The 17,563-nt window shown below is 37.3% G+C and carries 14 protein-coding genes; 3 read left to right on the top strand and 11 right to left on the bottom strand.

Annotated features, from left to right (window positions below; translation table 11 throughout):
• Positions 1-2: 2 nt before the first annotated feature.
• The 10 genes from IPI65_02035 to IPI65_01990 all read right to left on the bottom strand — a co-directional run bounded on the left by IPI65_02035 (position 3) and on the right by IPI65_01990 (position 10,397).
• The gene (locus IPI65_02035) at positions 3-2,684 is read right to left on the bottom strand and encodes a BamA/TamA family outer membrane protein (protein ID MBK7440332.1); all 2,682 of its coding nucleotides are present in this window, start codon (positions 2,682-2,684) and stop codon (positions 3-5) included.
• Positions 2,681-3,424: an isoprenyl transferase gene (locus IPI65_02030; GenBank protein ID MBK7440331.1), complete on the bottom strand. Its 744-nt coding sequence runs from the start codon at positions 3,422-3,424 to the stop codon at positions 2,681-2,683. The genes IPI65_02035 and IPI65_02030 overlap by 4 nt, the downstream gene beginning before the upstream one ends.
• Before the next feature lie 31 nt (positions 3,425-3,455).
• The gene (locus tag IPI65_02025; GenBank protein ID MBK7440330.1) at positions 3,456-4,313 is read right to left on the bottom strand and encodes an outer membrane beta-barrel protein; all 858 of its coding nucleotides are present in this window, start codon (positions 4,311-4,313) and stop codon (positions 3,456-3,458) included.
• Positions 4,314-4,631: 318 nt separating this feature from the next.
• Entirely contained in the window at positions 4,632-6,260 is a 1,629-nt protein-coding gene (locus IPI65_02020; protein MBK7440329.1) for a T9SS type A sorting domain-containing protein, read from the bottom strand.
• 148 nt (positions 6,261-6,408) lie between these two features.
• Complete coding sequence (locus IPI65_02015) at positions 6,409-7,293, bottom strand: NAD kinase (protein ID MBK7440328.1); 885 nt, start codon at positions 7,291-7,293, stop codon at positions 6,409-6,411.
• A gap of 2 nt (positions 7,294-7,295) precedes the next feature.
• Entirely contained in the window at positions 7,296-7,961 is a 666-nt protein-coding gene (locus IPI65_02010) for a CBS domain-containing protein (protein ID MBK7440327.1), read from the bottom strand.
• A 1-nt stretch (position 7,962) separates the two neighbouring features.
• Positions 7,963-8,721 carry an alpha/beta hydrolase gene (locus IPI65_02005; GenBank protein ID MBK7440326.1) on the bottom strand — a complete coding sequence of 253 codons (759 nt, stop codon included), beginning with the start codon at positions 8,719-8,721 and terminating at the stop codon, positions 7,963-7,965.
• A gap of 60 nt (positions 8,722-8,781) precedes the next feature.
• Positions 8,782-9,354 (bottom strand): aminodeoxychorismate/anthranilate synthase component II, encoded by a 573-nt coding sequence (locus IPI65_02000; protein ID MBK7440325.1) that lies wholly within the window; start codon positions 9,352-9,354, stop codon positions 8,782-8,784.
• The gene (locus IPI65_01995) at positions 9,351-9,902 is read right to left on the bottom strand and encodes a CvpA family protein (GenBank protein MBK7440324.1); all 552 of its coding nucleotides are present in this window, start codon (positions 9,900-9,902) and stop codon (positions 9,351-9,353) included. The genes IPI65_02000 and IPI65_01995 overlap by 4 nt, the downstream gene beginning before the upstream one ends.
• A gap of 42 nt (positions 9,903-9,944) precedes the next feature.
• Positions 9,945-10,397 carry a GatB/YqeY domain-containing protein gene (locus IPI65_01990; GenBank protein ID MBK7440323.1) on the bottom strand — a complete coding sequence of 151 codons (453 nt, stop codon included), beginning with the start codon at positions 10,395-10,397 and terminating at the stop codon, positions 9,945-9,947.
• 169 nt (positions 10,398-10,566) lie between these two features.
• On the opposite strand from IPI65_01990, the gene bshA reads away from it, so the two are divergent.
• Positions 10,567-11,697, top strand: coding sequence for an N-acetyl-alpha-D-glucosaminyl L-malate synthase BshA (gene bshA / locus IPI65_01985; protein MBK7440322.1), 1,131 nt, complete (start codon positions 10,567-10,569; stop codon positions 11,695-11,697).
• Positions 11,698-11,856: 159 nt separating this feature from the next.
• Here the strand turns inward: bshA and IPI65_01980 are convergent, their stop codons facing one another.
• The gene (locus IPI65_01980; GenBank protein ID MBK7440321.1) at positions 11,857-14,817 is read right to left on the bottom strand and encodes a serine hydrolase; all 2,961 of its coding nucleotides are present in this window, start codon (positions 14,815-14,817) and stop codon (positions 11,857-11,859) included.
• A 218-nt stretch (positions 14,818-15,035) separates the two neighbouring features.
• Between IPI65_01980 and mutL the strand changes: the two genes are divergently transcribed.
• Together mutL and IPI65_01970 are read left to right on the top strand one after the other, a co-directional pair.
• Positions 15,036-16,844, top strand: coding sequence for a DNA mismatch repair endonuclease MutL (gene mutL / locus IPI65_01975; protein MBK7440320.1), 1,809 nt, complete (start codon positions 15,036-15,038; stop codon positions 16,842-16,844).
• An 8-nt stretch (positions 16,845-16,852) separates the two neighbouring features.
• Positions 16,853-17,563 (top strand): rhomboid family intramembrane serine protease, encoded by a 711-nt coding sequence (locus tag IPI65_01970; GenBank protein ID MBK7440319.1) that lies wholly within the window; start codon positions 16,853-16,855, stop codon positions 17,561-17,563.

Genomic DNA, 17,563 nt, shown 5'->3' with positions numbered 1-17,563 from the left:
AATTATTCAGGTTCAAACCCTAAGATTACTGTGAATTTTCCATTTTTAGTGATGTAATCGAAAAATCCGTCAGCTTCTTGAAGGTCGCCCGGGATTTGATCGTCAAAGCGTATGCCATAATCTACACCGAGTAATCCAAACATTGGCAACCAGGCTCTAACACCCAATCCCGCAGAGCGTTTCAGCTCAAATGGATTAAATGCATCAATATCAGGATACAGGTTACCACCTTCAGCAAAAGCCAATGCATAAATATTTGCAGTTTGCGAACTTACAATTGGATAACGCAATTCAACGGTATACTTATTAAATATCGCTTCTGTTCTTGCCGACGATGTTCCCGGCGTGTTAAATATTTCATAACCTCTTAAGGCAATTACATCTGTTCCTACGAATGTATTGGTATATCCACCTGATAATCCGTCGCCACCTAATTGGAAACGTTCAAATGGCGGAAGTCCGATTTCAGAATTATAATAACCCAGCCAACCTAATTTCATTGAAGTGCGCAATACAAATTTGCCACCAACCGGTGTAAAATATTCTGCATTAAATCGCCATTTATAATATTCAATGAATTTAAATTTCTCTTCTGATTCGAGACCACTGTAGTCTTTATTATTGAATGAAGAATAAGGTGGTGTAAATTGTAATGATAACGATATACTTGATCCTGATTTAGGGAATTGCGGATCATCAACGGAGTTACGTGCTAAAGTTTCTTTAATACTAAAGTTGTTATAACTACCATTTTCAGCAATAAAATAAGGATAGTCTGTTAACTGATAATTATAATAATTAATTGAGCTTAATAAAGTAAAATAATCATCCGGCCATTTTAATCGGATACCGTATCCTACAGACGCTCCATTAGCAGCAAAACTTCCTTCAATTTCATCGTAAGTTGTTCCGCTTACATTGTAACCTAATTGTGTACGGGTTAAAGAAACAGAAAATGAATTCGGTTTTTTACCGAGGAACCATGGTTCAACAAATCCAATATTAAATGCCTGGTATAAACGACCTGTAGTATTGATACGGAACGAAAGTTTTTGACCATCGCCGGAAGGGTAAGGACGCCACGCATGTTTTTCAAACATTTGTTTTGTGCTCCAGTTATTTAATACAATACCTACGCTGGCTAAAATACCATATCCTGCGCCACCGTAACCTGCAGATAATTCTAACTGGTCGGATGGTTTTTCTACAACGGTATATTCAATATCTACTGTTCCTGATTCAGGATGGGGAATTGGATTCACTGCAATTTGTTCTGCATCAAATAATCCCAATGCAATAATTTCACGCTGCGAACGAATTACCAGATTACGATTAAATTTTTGACCCGGCAATGTTCTTAACTCTCTTCTGATTACATGTTCGCTGGTTTTTGTATTTCCGCGAATTAATATTTTATCGATAATTGCCTGAGGGCCTTCGAAAATTCTGACCTCCAAATCGATACTATCATCTTGTGCCCAAATTTCTACAGGTGTAATTCTGAAAAACAAATAACCATCATCCATATAATTAGATGTGATATCAGGACTAGATAAATCGAATGACAAACGCTGATTTAAATACGACTGATTATAAATACTACCTTTTTTTATGGAGAGAATAGAATCCAGTTCGTGGTCACTAAATTTGGTATTTCCTTTCCAGATAATATTTCTGAAATAATAAATTCCGCCTTCATCTATAGTATAACTAATTCCGATAGTACGACTGCTTACATCGTAAACGGAATCCATTTTAATTTGCGCATCGCGATAACCTAAAGCTTTGTAATAAGTTACAATATTTTGTGCATCTACTTTAGCCTTATCGGGGTCATATTTGGAAGAATTAAATATACGCACCTGAGCACGTTCAGAAACAAAATCAGCAATATTATTATAACTTAAAGAAGATAATATATTTACAATACCTTTTGGCGAAAAATCAGCTTTTGTGATTGGGTCTTCAGGATTATTGTAGAATACATTAAACTGCGTGCGCATTCTGGTATCCTTCATTTGTTTCAACAACTTCCTGTCGCTTACCGAATTATTACCATGTAATACTATTTCATCAATTTTTACTTTAGCATTTTTAATTACATCGATGTAAACAACAACGCTGTTAAATCTGCTTGTATCTATTTTTGCATAAACATCAATTTCTGCGTTGCGATATCCTTTTTCAGCATAATAATCGCGAACGGTATTATTGATATGCACCTGTGTGAAATCAGCATATGGTGTAACATTACCAATAATTTCAAGTAATGGGCGCATATCTTCATCTTCCGATTTAGTTGTGCCTGTAAAATAATATCCTGTAATTTTTGGTAATTCCGTTACTTCAATACCCAGCCAAATTTGATTACCTAAAATTTTATCTACTACAATATCAATTTCTGAAAACATACGCATTTTCCAGAGGCTTTTTATTGCAATACTAAAATCTTCACCCGGAACAGTGAGTTGTAATCCCGGTGTTAATCCTGTTCTTACAATTAAACTATTAATATCGATGTTTGGGGATTTAACTCCACGTACTTCGGTAGCTGCTAAGGTGTATTTTTTAGGATTGCCATAATCTACAATATTTGAATCCTTTCCAAAATTCTGCGCATTAGCGAGCGTAGTAAAAAAAGTCATCCATCCGCACAAAAAAATTAATCGCACTAATTGTTTCATTTTACTTGAATTTGTTCTGTTGTTTTTCCGAACCTGCGTTCGCGTTTCTGAAAGTCGAGTAACGCTTTGACCAATTCATTTTTATCGAAGTCAGGCCATAGGGTTTCTGTAAAATAATATTCTGTATAGGCGGTTTGCCACAGCAAAAAGTTACTGAGACGAAATTCGCCGCTTGTTCTGATTAATAATTCGGGGTCAGGAATACCGGCAGTATTCATATGGTTACTGATGGTTTTTTCATCAATATCTTCAGCATGTAGTACGCCGGTTTGCACTTTTGCGGCAATCTGGCGGATGGCATGTGTAATTTCCCATCTACCGGAGTAGCTAAGTGCCAAAATTAAATTTAAACCTGTGTTATTTGCGGTAATCGATTTTGCCTCTTCAAGCTCATGAATACAGGCTTCCGGCAGTGAATGTCCATCGCCGATCATACTAATGCGGACATTATTTTTATTGAGTTCCGGGGTTTCTTTGCGGATGGTGCGTACCAGCAATTCCATCAGGGCATTAACTTCTGCCTCGGGGCGCTTCCAGTTTTCGGTGCTGAATGCATATAAAGTAAGGTGCTGAACCCCAAGCTCGGTGCAGGTTTCCACTACTTTACGCACTGCTTCCACACCTGCGTGATGGCCGTAAATTCTGGCTTTGCCGTTTTGTTTTGCCCAACGACCGTTACCGTCCATAATTATGGCGATATGTTTCGGGATATTATTTAGGTCGAGTTGAACGGCTGACATCAGGGTGCAAATTTATCAAAAAAGGCTGGTGTTATCTTGTGCCCCATTTGCCCGGGCCGGGACATTTTAGGTCAACGAATGTATATGAAAGAAAAATTCCGGTATAGAGGTATTTGTCGTTGTGCTGACTATCACCTCTTTGTTTGCCGGGTTCGCCTAAAGGAATAACATCATATTCGATACTTCTATCGCTCAAAGCCACTGCCAGAGCGCCATCAGCGCCGGTTGCCAGTATCGATGGGTCGACATAGGTTTTACTTACATCATCTAAATAATCGGTAAACAGCCAGTGCCAGTTTGCTTCAAGGCCAACAGTAAGATTTTTGTTGAGCGCAAATTTAAATCCTCCACCCATTGGAATTGCCACCTGCACGCGCTGGTATTTTTCGTTACCTGTGAGTTCCGGATATTGTTGACCTTCTGTTCCAAGTGGCTGTAAATCAACCCATTGGTCGTCGTAATAGGCCTGCGGATTGAAATAATACACGCTTAAACCGATAAAAGTGTAAGGCGTAAACCAGTATTTTGGCTTTTCTCGTTCCAGTGGCAAAAAGTTAAAATCGATGCGACCGGTAAAATCATAAATATTTGACCTAAAACTGAGATTTCTTTTGAGCTGATAAGGGTTTGAAGAGATGGAATCGTATCCAAAAGTTTGTCCGCCGCTCAATCCAAGGTAGTATCCGATACGTGGATTTGGGTTGTAGCGAAAGAAAGCACCTGCTCCCGGCTTAAAAAATTGCAAGCTTTCGACAGTATTATTTATATCGCCGTAAGAGTTCGTAATGCCGCCCCAGAGGCCGATTTCAACCTCCTGCGCCTGTATATTGCCATACGATACCACGCTTGCAGCAAAAACTAAAACAAAATATTGACGAACAGAATGCATTAAAAGGATTGCAAAGTTACGGAAACTAAGGCTTAACGCATAGGGATTGAGTTTATTGTACTGGGCTGCAGATGTACTTTTGAGCAAGGTTGTTCATTCTTAGCTCCGATTCTGGTGGCTGGTCGGGGGACGCAACCACCGGAGGTGCTTGGGATGGGATTTGTGCCGAGATTGGAGTATTGTGCTTCGTAGTGGGTACGCTACGAAGCGCAATTGTCACTTGAATAGAATAAATGAGCTACGAAGTTCCTCCATTGGTTGCGTCCCCAGACCAACCAATGGGAGGCGCGGATAGCATGTATGTGCTTGACCAGGCACTTATTGTTTCACAAACTTTGTAGTTGTTCCATACCCATCAAATTCCAACCTCAAAATGTAAATTCCGGATGGAATTTGATTCAATACAATTTCCTGCTGAGTAACATTATTTTGGTGTGCCTCATAAATTATTGCACCTTGCATATTTGTAATTGTTACATGATTAAATTGTTTCTCTGCTTCTATAAATAAATTATTTGTAACAGGATTTGGGAATATTGAAATCGAATTATTTTTTAATCCATTTATTTCAACCGGATCAACAATTAATGTATCACCGCTGATGTAATTTAAATTGAACATAACAATATTTGATTCCAGACCGCTGTTATATTGAGCAACACCAATTACATTATTATCGGCAGTAGCAAATAACTGATAGTCTTCATAAAAAGGTATATAGGCTGTTTCTAAAATTTTTATTGGTTGAGGATATGCGGTTGAACCATCGGCATGTATTTTTTGTGCAGCAAAGTACCAACTTGTCTGATAAAAAACCACAACATCACCTTCTGAAGTTGCTATGGATTTCATTACAGGAATATATAAACTGGTGTCTTCAATATATAATGGTTGCGCCCATTGTGTTTCGCCATCGGCATTTATTTTTTGCATATAAATTCCGGGTGCATCAAGTCTGCTATCACGCCATGTTGCATAATAGCCATCGCCACTTTTTGTAAAAGTGATATCTTCCTGTTGGTCCGGATTTTCGATTATTGCATTACACTCAGGGTCCCAAACAAAATTGCCATCCTGATCAATTCTCGTTGCAAATACATCGTCTGAAGCGCTTGTCCACGCTGCAATTAAGCCATTGTTTCCATCTGGTTGCATTTCGTAATAAATATGGCTTGCATAGGTTCCACCAGTACCTGCAGTACATTCGTTTGTTTTCATTTCACCCCAAATCACATTTCCATTACTATCAAAACGTGATAAATAAAATAAACCTCTAGATGCTTGCATATATGCACCACCTGCGCCATCGGAAAATAATTTTAAATTGCCAATTCCTGCGGGGCTCATGTCTACATGTTGAATGCCATTATATCCCCAAGGTAAAGAACCGTCGCCTTCCACTTTGTTATATAATAAATTATCGTAACCCCAACCTGTAAGTACATAAGCTAAAAAACAGCCGGCTCCATTTTCTAACATTGCAAACTGATATACCGGTCCCCAAAATGTATTTGTAAGAGTCAGATCATTTCCAGCAACAATTGTAGGTTTATCCCACAGCGGAATCACTTCTTCATTATATTTTTGAACATATAACGAATCACCTGAACTATACCATGCTAATAAAATATTTCCTTCTGCATTTCGTATAACATTTAATGCATCAATATTTTTTACTGAACTTACAATTAGTTTTCCATCAGCTTCCCAAGCAGGAACGCCATTTTTATCTAAGTGCTGACCATAAATTGCTCTTAAACCGGAACGCGGATCCAGCCAAAAAATAAAATTTCCGCCATCATTATCAGCAATAATTTTTGGATTAATTTGTGTGGCTTCTGCTTCACATAATAACAACGGATTCATCGGGTCATTACTCCATTGAGCTTGAGCATTTAAGGCACTTAAAATTAAAATAAGTGTTGCGAGTTTAGTTACAATTTTCATAATCGGTAGTATTTAATGCCAAAGGTAGATTGCCGAAACAGCGTGCTGAAGTAGAAATTTTTGCTATTGTAGCGGATTCGGAGGATGGGCTTTGGTCAGGGACTGTTTATTCTTTGCTCCGATTCCGGTGGTTGGTCGGGGAAAGTAATCAATTCCTTTGATCAACACCAAGCCCTAGCTTGTTGCGTAGGGTATCGAGAAAGTTTTGTTCGTTGGGGCGAATTAAGGCTATAGTAAAATTTTCTTTGCGAACAGCGAGTTGCACCGAGGCATCAACCGATTCGAAGCGGCTGTCGAGGGTGACTAAAAAGTGATCGCTGCGTCCTTCAATTTCGAAGCTGATAACTGATTCATCAGAAACTACAATTGGGCGAATATTTAAATTATGTGGAGCAACAGGTGTGATTACAAAATTTTCGGAAGTAGGGAAAATAATTGGACCGCCGCAACTTAATGAATATCCTGTAGAACCTGTTGGCGTTGAAACGATGAGACCATCTGCCCAATAACTCATCAAAAATTCACCATTGATATAAGTGTGAATGGTAATCATTGCTGATGAATCTTTTTTGTGAATGGTAAATTCGTTGAGCGCAAAATTATCTCCCCCAAATAAATCAGGAATATTTGAATCGAGGTGAATTAATGAACGTTCATCTAAGGTAAATGTGCCTTGCTCCAGGGCATCAATCATATCGGAAATACCATCTTTACCAATACTGGCTAAAAAACCCAATCGACCAATGTTGATGCCAACGATAGGTACGTTGGTGTCTTTTACAATGGTAATGGTGTCGAGTAAAGTACCATCTCCCCCAACACTAAACATAAAGTCAATTGAACCTATTTTATGTTTATCTTTTTCATAAAATATTTCAGGCTGATCTTTAAATTGAATATTATTAATTAAGTGCGGAAAATAATCTTCATGAATTAAAAATTTAATATTACGATTGTATAATAAATCAAAAAGTTGCTGCACATAAGGCAAGGCATCTTTTTTTATTAAACGACCATAAATTGCAACCTGCATATTTATATATTGAGGTAATTCATGAGTGAATCGTAACGGTCTTTAATAATTTCAACCATATCTGATTCCTGAAAATAAGCTTTCACCTGGTATTGATATCGTTCGAAGGTGGCAACAATATGTTTTATTTCAGTGCTGTCAACCTTAATAGTAACGGCATGTTTACCCGAATCGGCTTCCACATTAAAATATAAACTGAGAATATGTGCATCGTTACCTTCTACAATTCGTGCGATATCGCTTAACACATAATCAGTTTTATTATTTAATTCAATAATAATAACACCACCCGGTTCGCTGATGGAACTCATTTTTGCGAAATTGTATAATAAACTCTGGAGTGTAATTAATCCGAGATAATGTTGTTCACTATCAATTACCGGAATAACAGTTGTTTTTAAATTTGCGGCAACACGTAATACTTCGTAAATATGTTCGGTATCTTTTACAAAAGGTTTGTACAAATTTTTTAGAAATTTGCCGAGTTGCTCATGTGTATCATTAAAATCAAGAATATCTTCTTCACTAACTAACCCAATATAATTTTGGTGGTCGACTAAAGGAAGATGTGAAAGTTTAAATTCATACATCCACTCAATGGCTTTAGCACCGGTATCTTTTATTTTTAGCGGAGGAATATTTTCAGATATGATGTCTTTTGCCAGCACGTTATTTAATTTCGTTTAGGAACTTACCCAAATAACGATTAAATTCCTCAGGTTGTTCCATCATCGGTGCATGTCCGCATTTATCGATAAAAAATAATTGCGAATTTGGAATCAGCTTATGAAATTCTTCACCTACAAACGGTGGGGTTATTGTATCGTTATTACCCCAAATAAGCAAGGTTGGTGCCGTAATTTTCGACACTTCTTCTGCCAGATTTTGGCGGATGGCACTTTTTGCGGTTGCCAGCACGCGAATAACCTTATTTCTATCGTTCACTATATCAAACAACTCGTCAACCAGTTCTTTCGAAGCAAATTTCGGGTCGTAAAAAGTGAGTTCTGCTTTTTTCTTGATATAATCGTAATCGCCGCGTTTTGGATAGCTGTCGCCCATTGCACTTTCAAACAAACCGGAGCTTCCTGTTAATACAACACCGCGAATTTTATCTTGGTTTGCTAAAGCGTAAATAAGCGCAATATGTCCGCCCAGTGAGTTACCGAGCACAATTACCTTATTGTAATTTTTGTAAGCGACAAAACGCTCCACATAATTCACATACCCGCCAACTGTAGTTTCTTCTATTGGCAAATCGTACAGTGGCAGTATCGGGATTACAACTTTATGTGTGTGTTTAAAACCTTCGATGATATCGTAAAAGTTACTCAGGGCACCAAACAATCCGTGCAGTAACATCAGCACTTCGCCCTCGCCTTCTTCTACATACTTAAATCCGTTTTCTTCAATTATCGTGTGATTCATACCTATCAGTGAATCACAAAAATATGAATTTTGGTTCGTTATTAAAGATTTAAATAGCAATCAATGGGGTATACTGTCCAGCCAGTTGGTCAAAAGCTGCATACCACAAGGTGTTTGGATGCTTTCAGGATGGAATTGCACCCCACATAATGGCAAATTTTTATGTTGCAGCGCCATTGGCTCCCCCGTTAAGGTAGTGGAGGCCGTAATGTTCAAAATAGCAGGGATTTCCGCAATATTCAGGCTATGATAGCGCATTACTGTTGTTGGGGAAGGAATATTTTTAAACAAACCAAGGGCATTATGTTCAATTTGGGAGGTTTTTCCATGCTGCGGAAGGGGTGAGCGGACAACCGATGCCCCAAAATACGCTCCCAGAGCCTGATAGCCGAGACATACCCCCAAAATGGGCAGGGTGGCGTGGAAATGGTGAATCAAATCCATGGAAATTCCGGCATCTTCAGGTCGTTTTGGGCCCGGCGAAATAACAATTGCTTTTATGGGGAGGGATTTTACTTCATTAACCGAAATGGCATCATTGCGCTTAACCAGCACATCTGCGCCACACTGCGATAAATAATCAAATAGATTATAGGTAAAAGAATCGTAATTGTCGAGCAATAAAATTTTCATTGTTCGGCTTCGGTCTGATGATTCATTTTAAATTCATCGAACCAGATTTCCATTGTATTAAATACATTTTTTACGGGCGGAATTACTTTCCCAACCAGTTCAATTGTTTTTGGAGCAAGTGGTTCAATTTTTTCAAATACGAAGGAATCTTTTTTTGTTTCATCTGCAAACAATTCCATATTATTAATATAAAACAACACTGTTGAATAAAACATGGTCCAGATTAATCCCCAAACCAAAGCACCGGCGCACTGATTGATAAAATTGAGTTTTATCATTTTAAAGAAACCTTCCAGCACTTGTTCCAGCAATCGGAATAATAAATAAATGCCAATAAACACCACAATAAAAGAAATCAGCGGAAGATAGCGCGAAGCAACATTAAACCACCTGTCGATATACACCGCCGCTAGTTCACTCAGGCGAACTGCTGCTATAATGCCAATAATTAATGCAAGTAAAGAAACTATTGAATGAATAATCCCCTTGCGAAAACCATTAATCAAGGCCAATAATAAAACGATAAAGAAAATGATGTCGATTATCATTAACTGTAAATTTTGAATTAAAATCTAAGCATAAAAACAGGCTTAAGAAGCAAGTAATTCTTTCACCAGGGTGGAAATTAATTTACCATCTGCTTTTCCGGCTAATTGTTTTGTAGCTACACCCATTACTTTACCCATATCTTGCGGACCACTTGCACCAACTGTTACTATAATATTTTGCAAAATACCACGCACTTCCGCTTCATCCATTTGTTTCGGCAGGAATTTTTCGATTACGGTAATTTCTTCCGATTCAACTGCAGCAAGGTCGGCACGGTTTTGAGCGGTGTAAATTTCGAGACTTTCTTTGCGTTGTTTTACTAATTTTTGCAGAACCTGAATTTCTTTTTCTTCGCTTAGTTCGTCGGCAGCACCTTTTTCAGTTTTTGCTAATAGCAGTGCAGACTTAACGCCGCGCAGTGCACGTAAAGTTGCTTCTTCTTTATTTTTCATGGCATTTTTAATGCCTTCATTTACCTGATCAAAAATCGACATAATGTACTGTTTAAGTGAGCAAATTTCGTTATAAATTGTGAGTTATCGAAATGAAAGGCGGGCCATAGTGGGCAGGAAGGTGGGTATTTAACGGGTTTTGGAGAATTATTTTCTGTTTAGCGAACAAATCTGCGCTTAATTGTATTAAATATGTCACTAACTTCACAGCATGAAAATCGGAATTGTTTGTTACCCAACCTATGGTGGTAGCGGTGTTATTGCAACAGAACTCGGCAAAGCGCTGGCAGATAAGGGATATAAAGTACATTTTATCACCTATAAGCAACCCTTCCGGTTGGATTCATTTCACGAAAACATTTTTTTTCATGAAGTAAATTTTAGTAATTATCCCCTGTTTGAATATCCACCTTATGAAACTGCACTAGCCAGTAAAATTGTAGATGTTGCTTTATTTGAAAAACTGGATTTGCTACATGTACATTATGCTATTCCACATGCAAGTGCCGCTTATATTGCTAAACAAATTTTAAAGGAAAAAAATTATCACCTGCCATTTATCACAACCCTGCATGGAACGGATATTACTTTAGTTGGGAAAGATGAAACTTTTATTCCGGTAGTAACTTTTTCTATTAATCAAAGTGATGGTATAACTTCAGTTTCACAAAGTTTGAAAGATGAAACTTATCAGAATTTTGAAATAACAAAAGATATTGAAGTAATTCCCAACTTTATTGATTTCAGCAGGTTTAAAAAATTAGATAAAGAGCATTTCAGAAAAGTAATTGCAAAAAACGGAGAAAAAATTATTGTGCACACTTCCAATTTCCGCAAGGTAAAACGGGTTGAAGATGTGGTAAAAGTTTTTTGTAAAATAAAAGAAGCTATTCCCGCAAAATTATTATTAGTTGGCGACGGACCTGAACGACAAAACGTTGAAAAATTAACACGTCAGGTTTGTATGGAAGATGATGTTTATTTTTTAGGAAAACAGGAGGCTGTTGAAGAATTATTAGCCATAGCCGATTTATTTGTTTTACCATCAGAAACAGAAAGTTTTGGACTTGCTGCACTTGAAGCAATGGCTTGTGAAGTGCCAGTAATTTCAACCAACACCGGTGGTATTCCTGAAATTAATGTGCAGGGTGTTACGGGTTATTTAAGTAATGTAGGCGATGTAGATGATATGGCAGCCAATGCAATTAAAATATTAAGCGACGAAGCTACTTTAATGCAATTCAGAAAAAATGCAATAAAACAAGCGAATAAATTTTCGCTGGATAATATTCTTCCGCTGTATGAGGCTTATTATAAAAAGGTAGTTAATGTAAAGATTTAATGTGTCCGCCGCGGCTGAGCAACCTTTTAATTCGGAGCTCTTATTGGGGTTAATAAATATTAACCCATTTTCATCTCCGATGAATAAATAAAATTCGAATTTGAGTAAAAATTTCAAACTAACTCAGAAACCCCATTAGCTAATCAGCTAATTTGCTAATTAATCCGACGCAGCTCCACCGTGAACATCTGCAGCAAAAATTGATTCGTAAATCACGTCCATTACTTTATTTCTGATACCTTCCGTACTTAATCGGTTTGGGTCAGCTTTGGGTTGAACGCGATTGCTGAGGAAGAGATAAACTAAATCGTATTTAGGATCTACCCAAACACAAATTCCTGTAAAACCCTGATGACCGAATGTTTGTGCAGATGCATATCCGCTGCATGGTGATGTATTTTCCATATCAGGTTTATCGAATGCTATACCTCTGCGCGAAATACCACTTTGTTTTTTTGTCCAGAGATTAATTGTTTCTTCTTTAAAATATCTTTCTCCACCATATTCACCACCATTTAATAACATTTGATAAAGTTTCACCAGGTCTTCAGCATTTGAAAATAATCCAGCATGACCTTCTACCCCACCCATCATTGCAGCACCCATATCATGAACATATCCCTGCACTGTTTGATAGCGGAAATAATTATCGTTTTCTGTTGGAACAATTTGTGTACGTGGAAAAATTGTCAGTGGATTAAAACAAGTAGTCGTCATACCAAGCGCATTATAAAAATGGTTATAAACATAATTATCTAAACGCTGACCGGTTAGTTGTTCTGCAACACGGCGTGAAATGTATAATCCTAAATCGCTGTAAACGTATTTATTTTTTTCTTTCAGTGTAATATCTTTTATTTTTTGCCAGATGGTATCCTGATAATCATCACGCATGTATAAATTATCAGCAACAAGTGTAGTATATCCGGCAATTTTTGTCTGACTGTAATATCCGGGATCCGGAGTGCCATCTGCCAATAATGTTTTTTTATAAAAAGGCACCCATGCAGGTAATCCGGACTGGTGTGTTAAAATATCCTGCATTTTTAATCCTGCTATATTTGTTCCTTTGGTATCCGGTAAATAATCGGCAACAGTTTTCGTTAAATCGAGTAAACCTTGTTCATGCAATTGCATTAACATCATGGTTGTTGCAGAAGTTTTTGTTACACTGGCAAGATCATAAATACTGCTTGTTTCAACTTTTGTTTTTTTGTCGTATTTATAATAACCGTATGCTTTATCCCAAATTATTTTACCATTTTTTGCAACCAAAATTTGTAATCCCGGTGCTGCTTCAACTTGTATACATGCTTTGGCCAAACTATCGATACGTGACATACGTTCAGAATTAATTCCTAACTCTTCAGGAATTGTATATTTTAACCGATTTAAATAACCGGTTTGCATACCATCATTAACTTTGAAATCGCCAATACCAACAGGTAATTTTCCATCAAACGGAATGGCACCAAAAAGAGCCATGGCTGTGGCTTGCTGGGTATAATTATCATCATCGTAAGCAACAATATGATATTGGGCAGCATCTACTTTTTCCAATGCATAAGGAATACCAAATACTACTGCTGCAGTTTTTGTTACCAGCGATAATTTCCAAACTAAATTTTCTGTTTGAGAGGTAATTCCATAATTACTTGAACGTGCACGTTTCATGTCGTGGATGCCAACTATTACCACATCATACTTTTTTAATTTTTCATACATTTGAATGTATGCTGCGGCATCCGCATCTTTATTTATTTGAAAATTATCTACTTTTCCATATTTACTTAAATATTCCTGAAAAGTAGTTTTGTTGCCATTGCTAACACTTACACATCCAATAGATAAAGTATCTAATTTTTTAAACGGAATTAAACTATCAACAGCATTTGCCAGTGTGATACTGTTTTCCGTAATTTTTCTTTTTACTAACGTGGCTTCAGTTGTATTTAAATCGAAGGTAATATTGGTTACATTAACCGGTTTATAATTATCTAAACCTGCAAATGCTTTTGCTTTTAAAATACGGCGAACACTTTCATCTAAACGTTGCTCAGAAATTGTTCCGTTTGCAACTGCAGCTTTTATTGCTTCAAACGCAACAGGAACATTTTCACTGAATAATAAAAAATCGTTACCTGCTAAAAAAGCTTTTACTTCTAATTCACCGGGTTTAAAATAACTGCTCACGCCTTTCATATTTAGCGCATCACTAAAAACCAATCCGCGAAATCCAAGTGAGTCGCGTAAAATTCCGGTACCAATTTTTTGGGAAATTGATGCTGCGCTATTTTCAGTATTATCTAAAGCAGGAACAAATAAATGTGCAAGCATTACTGAACCCAAACCTTCGTTCATTAAAATTTTAAATGGATAAAATTCTAATGAATCTAAATGTTGGTAGCTATGATTCACAACCGGCATCGTAACATGACTATCTGCATCAACATCGCCATGTCCCGGAAAATGTTTACCACATGCAAGAATATGATTATCCTGCAATGCATTCATGTACATCAACCCCTTTAAAGCAACATTATATTTATCTTCTCCAAACGCGCGGTCACCAATTACTGGATTTTTATAATTGTTATTAATATCAATATCCGGTGCAAAATTGACATGCACGCCAAGTCTTTTTAATTGTTGTGCAATTATAGTTCCTACTTCATACACAGTTGAATCATTATTCATGGCGCCCCAGGTAAGTTGACGCTGAAATGAAATAACGGAATCCAAACGCATAGCAGGCCCCCATTCTGCATCCATGGCAATTAACAGTGGCACTTTCGACATACTCTGATAATTGTTGGTCAGTTTAACCTGACGTGCAGGACCACCTTGCATAAAAATGAGACCACCGAGCTGATACTTTTTTATGAGCGTTTCAACCTCTTTTACATGCGCCGCATCTTTATTTGAGTATGCTGCAACCATAAAAAGCTGACCAATCTTTTGGTCGATAGTCATCACCTGCATTAAGGAATCAACCCAAGGATAATTTTGGTCGAAGTACGGAATTTTATGTTCAACATCTTTTTCAGGAGCCTGACTTTGAAAAGATGCTGATGCAAATCCGAAAGTAAATAAGAGTATGAGGAGTGATTTTATATACACAGTTCGTTTTTTATTTTGAAATTTGCCTGTTTTGATGCAAAAATAACCTTCATGGTTATGCAAAGAGCATATTTTACGCCAAAAATGATGTTATCATCTCACAAATTAAGACAATCAGCCAAGCGTATTATACTTACCTTTGCAATTAAACGGTGGAACCGTATTATTTGATACAACTTTAGGCAAATTATTTCAGACAATACAGGGAGAGGAAGGACATGTCAGATATTATTCATTTATTACCGGATTCAATAGCCAATCAGATTGCGGCGGGGGAAGTAATTCAGCGCCCGGCATCAGCAGTGAAAGAGCTCATTGAAAACGCGGTGGATGCAGGTGCAACGGAGATTAGGCTGGTGATAAAAGATGCAGGAAAAACCCTGATTCAGGTAATCGATAATGGTTGCGGAATGAGCCCTACCGATGCCAGAATGTGTTTTGAACGGCATGCAACCAGTAAAATAAGGACTACAGAAGACATTTTTACCATACGTACCAAGGGTTTCAGGGGTGAAGCCATGGCTAGTATTGCCGCTATTGCTCAGGTTGAGATGAAAACCAGGTTACACGATGCCGAATTGGGCACCAGAATCGTAATTGAAGGTTTTGAAGTAAAAAGTCAGGAACAGGTGCAATGTTCAGGAGGCAGCAATATTTCAGTTAAAAACCTGTTTTACAATGTTCCTGCCCGTCGTAACTTCTTGAAATCCAACACAGTAGAACTCAAACATATTATTGATGAGTTTGAACGTGTGGCATTAGCACATCCCAATATATTTTTTAGTTTTCAGCATAATGGTGTCGAAATATTTCATCTGAAAGCCGGCAACCACCGCCAGCGGATTATTCATTTATTTGGGAATAGTTACAATGAAAAACTGGTGCCGGTTGAAGAAAATACTTCAGTGGCAAACATCAGAGGTTATATCGGGAAGCCCGATTCTGCGAAAAAAACCAAAGGCGAGCAGTTTTTTTTCGTGAATAACCGATATATACGCAGTCCGTATCTGCATCATGCTGTTATGAGCGTTTACGACGATTTGATTCCGGAAAGCAGCTACCCCCTATATACAATATTTATAGATATCGACCCGTCTCGTATAGATGTGAACGTGCATCCCACGAAACAGGAAATAAAATTTGAAGACGAACGTATCATCTACACTTTTATTCAGGCGGGTGTACGACATGCCTTAGCGCAATACAGTGTAACCCCGACACTCGATTTTGATGTAGATAACACTTTCGCCAATTTGCCCAGTTTTTATAAAAAAGCTGAAGACACGGTTTCGAAACATTTTTCGTTCAAAACGATTGGCAGCAAGATGAATGATTCGCCTAAATCGGAAAAACATGCTTTTCCCGAAATGCGAACATTGCGCAACGATGATGTTAATCAGCAAAATTTTATTCAGCAGGCAGAGTTAGATGAAGCACCTTATGATGGCATTACAGAAAGTGCACCTTCATTTCAAATTCACAATCAATATATTGTTGCTCAAATAAAATCAGGATTTATTGTAATTGATCAGCAGGCAGCACACGAGCGTGTGTTGTTTGAAAAATATTTATTTCAACTGCAAAACAAAAAACCACATACACAGCAACAATTATTTCCACAAACATTAAATTTATCATCAGCCGATGCAGCTTTATTAAGTGAACTTTTAGCAGATATAAATAATTTAGGATTTGATATACAACCATTTGGGAAAGATGCGTTTGTAATTCACGGTGTTCCGGTAGAATTTGAATCAGGTAATGAACAAAAAGTGGTAGAAGACTTGTTAGAACAGTTTAAAGAGGATCGTTCAGCGATTAAATTGAATAAACACAATGTAATTGCCCGTTCACTGGCAAGAACAAACAGTATTAAACGCGGACAAAAACTGGATGAAAAAGGGATGCGGCATTTAACCGACCAGTTGTTTGCCTGCGCAACACCTTATGTTTCGCCATTTGGCACTTTAACATTTACCAGTTTTTCATTGGAAGAATTAGCAAAACAGTTTCAGAAAAATAATTAATCAGGCAGATGACGCAGTTTCAACCGACAAGATTTAATTTTTTACCCCCTGTAATTAAAAACTTATTAATATTAAACGGATTAGTTTTTCTGGCTACAATTACTTTTCCGGATTTAATGCAAAAATTCGCATTATATTTCCCTACATCACCTGACTTTCAACCTTATCAGATAGTAACCCACATGTTTACACATGCTGATATCGGGCATATCTTTTTTAATATGTTTTCGCTTTGGATGTTTGGTTCAGTTTTAGAAAATTTTTGGGGGCCAAAACGTTTTTTAACCTTTTATTTAATAACGGGCTTGGGTGCTGCATTTTTACATATGGGTGTTAATGCTTACGAACTATATAACGCAGTTGGCACGCTTAATCCCAGCGTTATTATTAATGGTGATACAATCTCTTCAGCAACCTATTCACAATCGCAGTTGCGTGAAATAGTTGCGGCTTTTACTCCTACAGTTGGTGCATCTGGTGCTGTATTTGGAATATTTGTAGCTTATGGCATGTTATTCCCAAATACTTTAATCTATCTTTATTTTCTATTTCCAATAAAAGCGAAATATCTAATGATTGTATTTATTGCCATAGAATTATATATGGGTTTTATAAATAGTCCGGATGATAATATAGCCCACTTTGCCCATTTGGGTGGAGCTTTATTTGGGTTTATATTAGTGAAATACTGGAGTAAGGACAGAAGACATTTTTATTAA

The sequence above is a fragment of the Bacteroidota bacterium genome (assembly GCA_016706255.1).
In the GTDB taxonomy this organism is placed as follows: Bacteria; Bacteroidota; Bacteroidia; order Chitinophagales; family BACL12; genus UBA7236.
The sequence above is the reverse complement of the archived record's forward strand: the minus strand, read 5'-3'. Positions and strand labels throughout refer to the sequence as shown.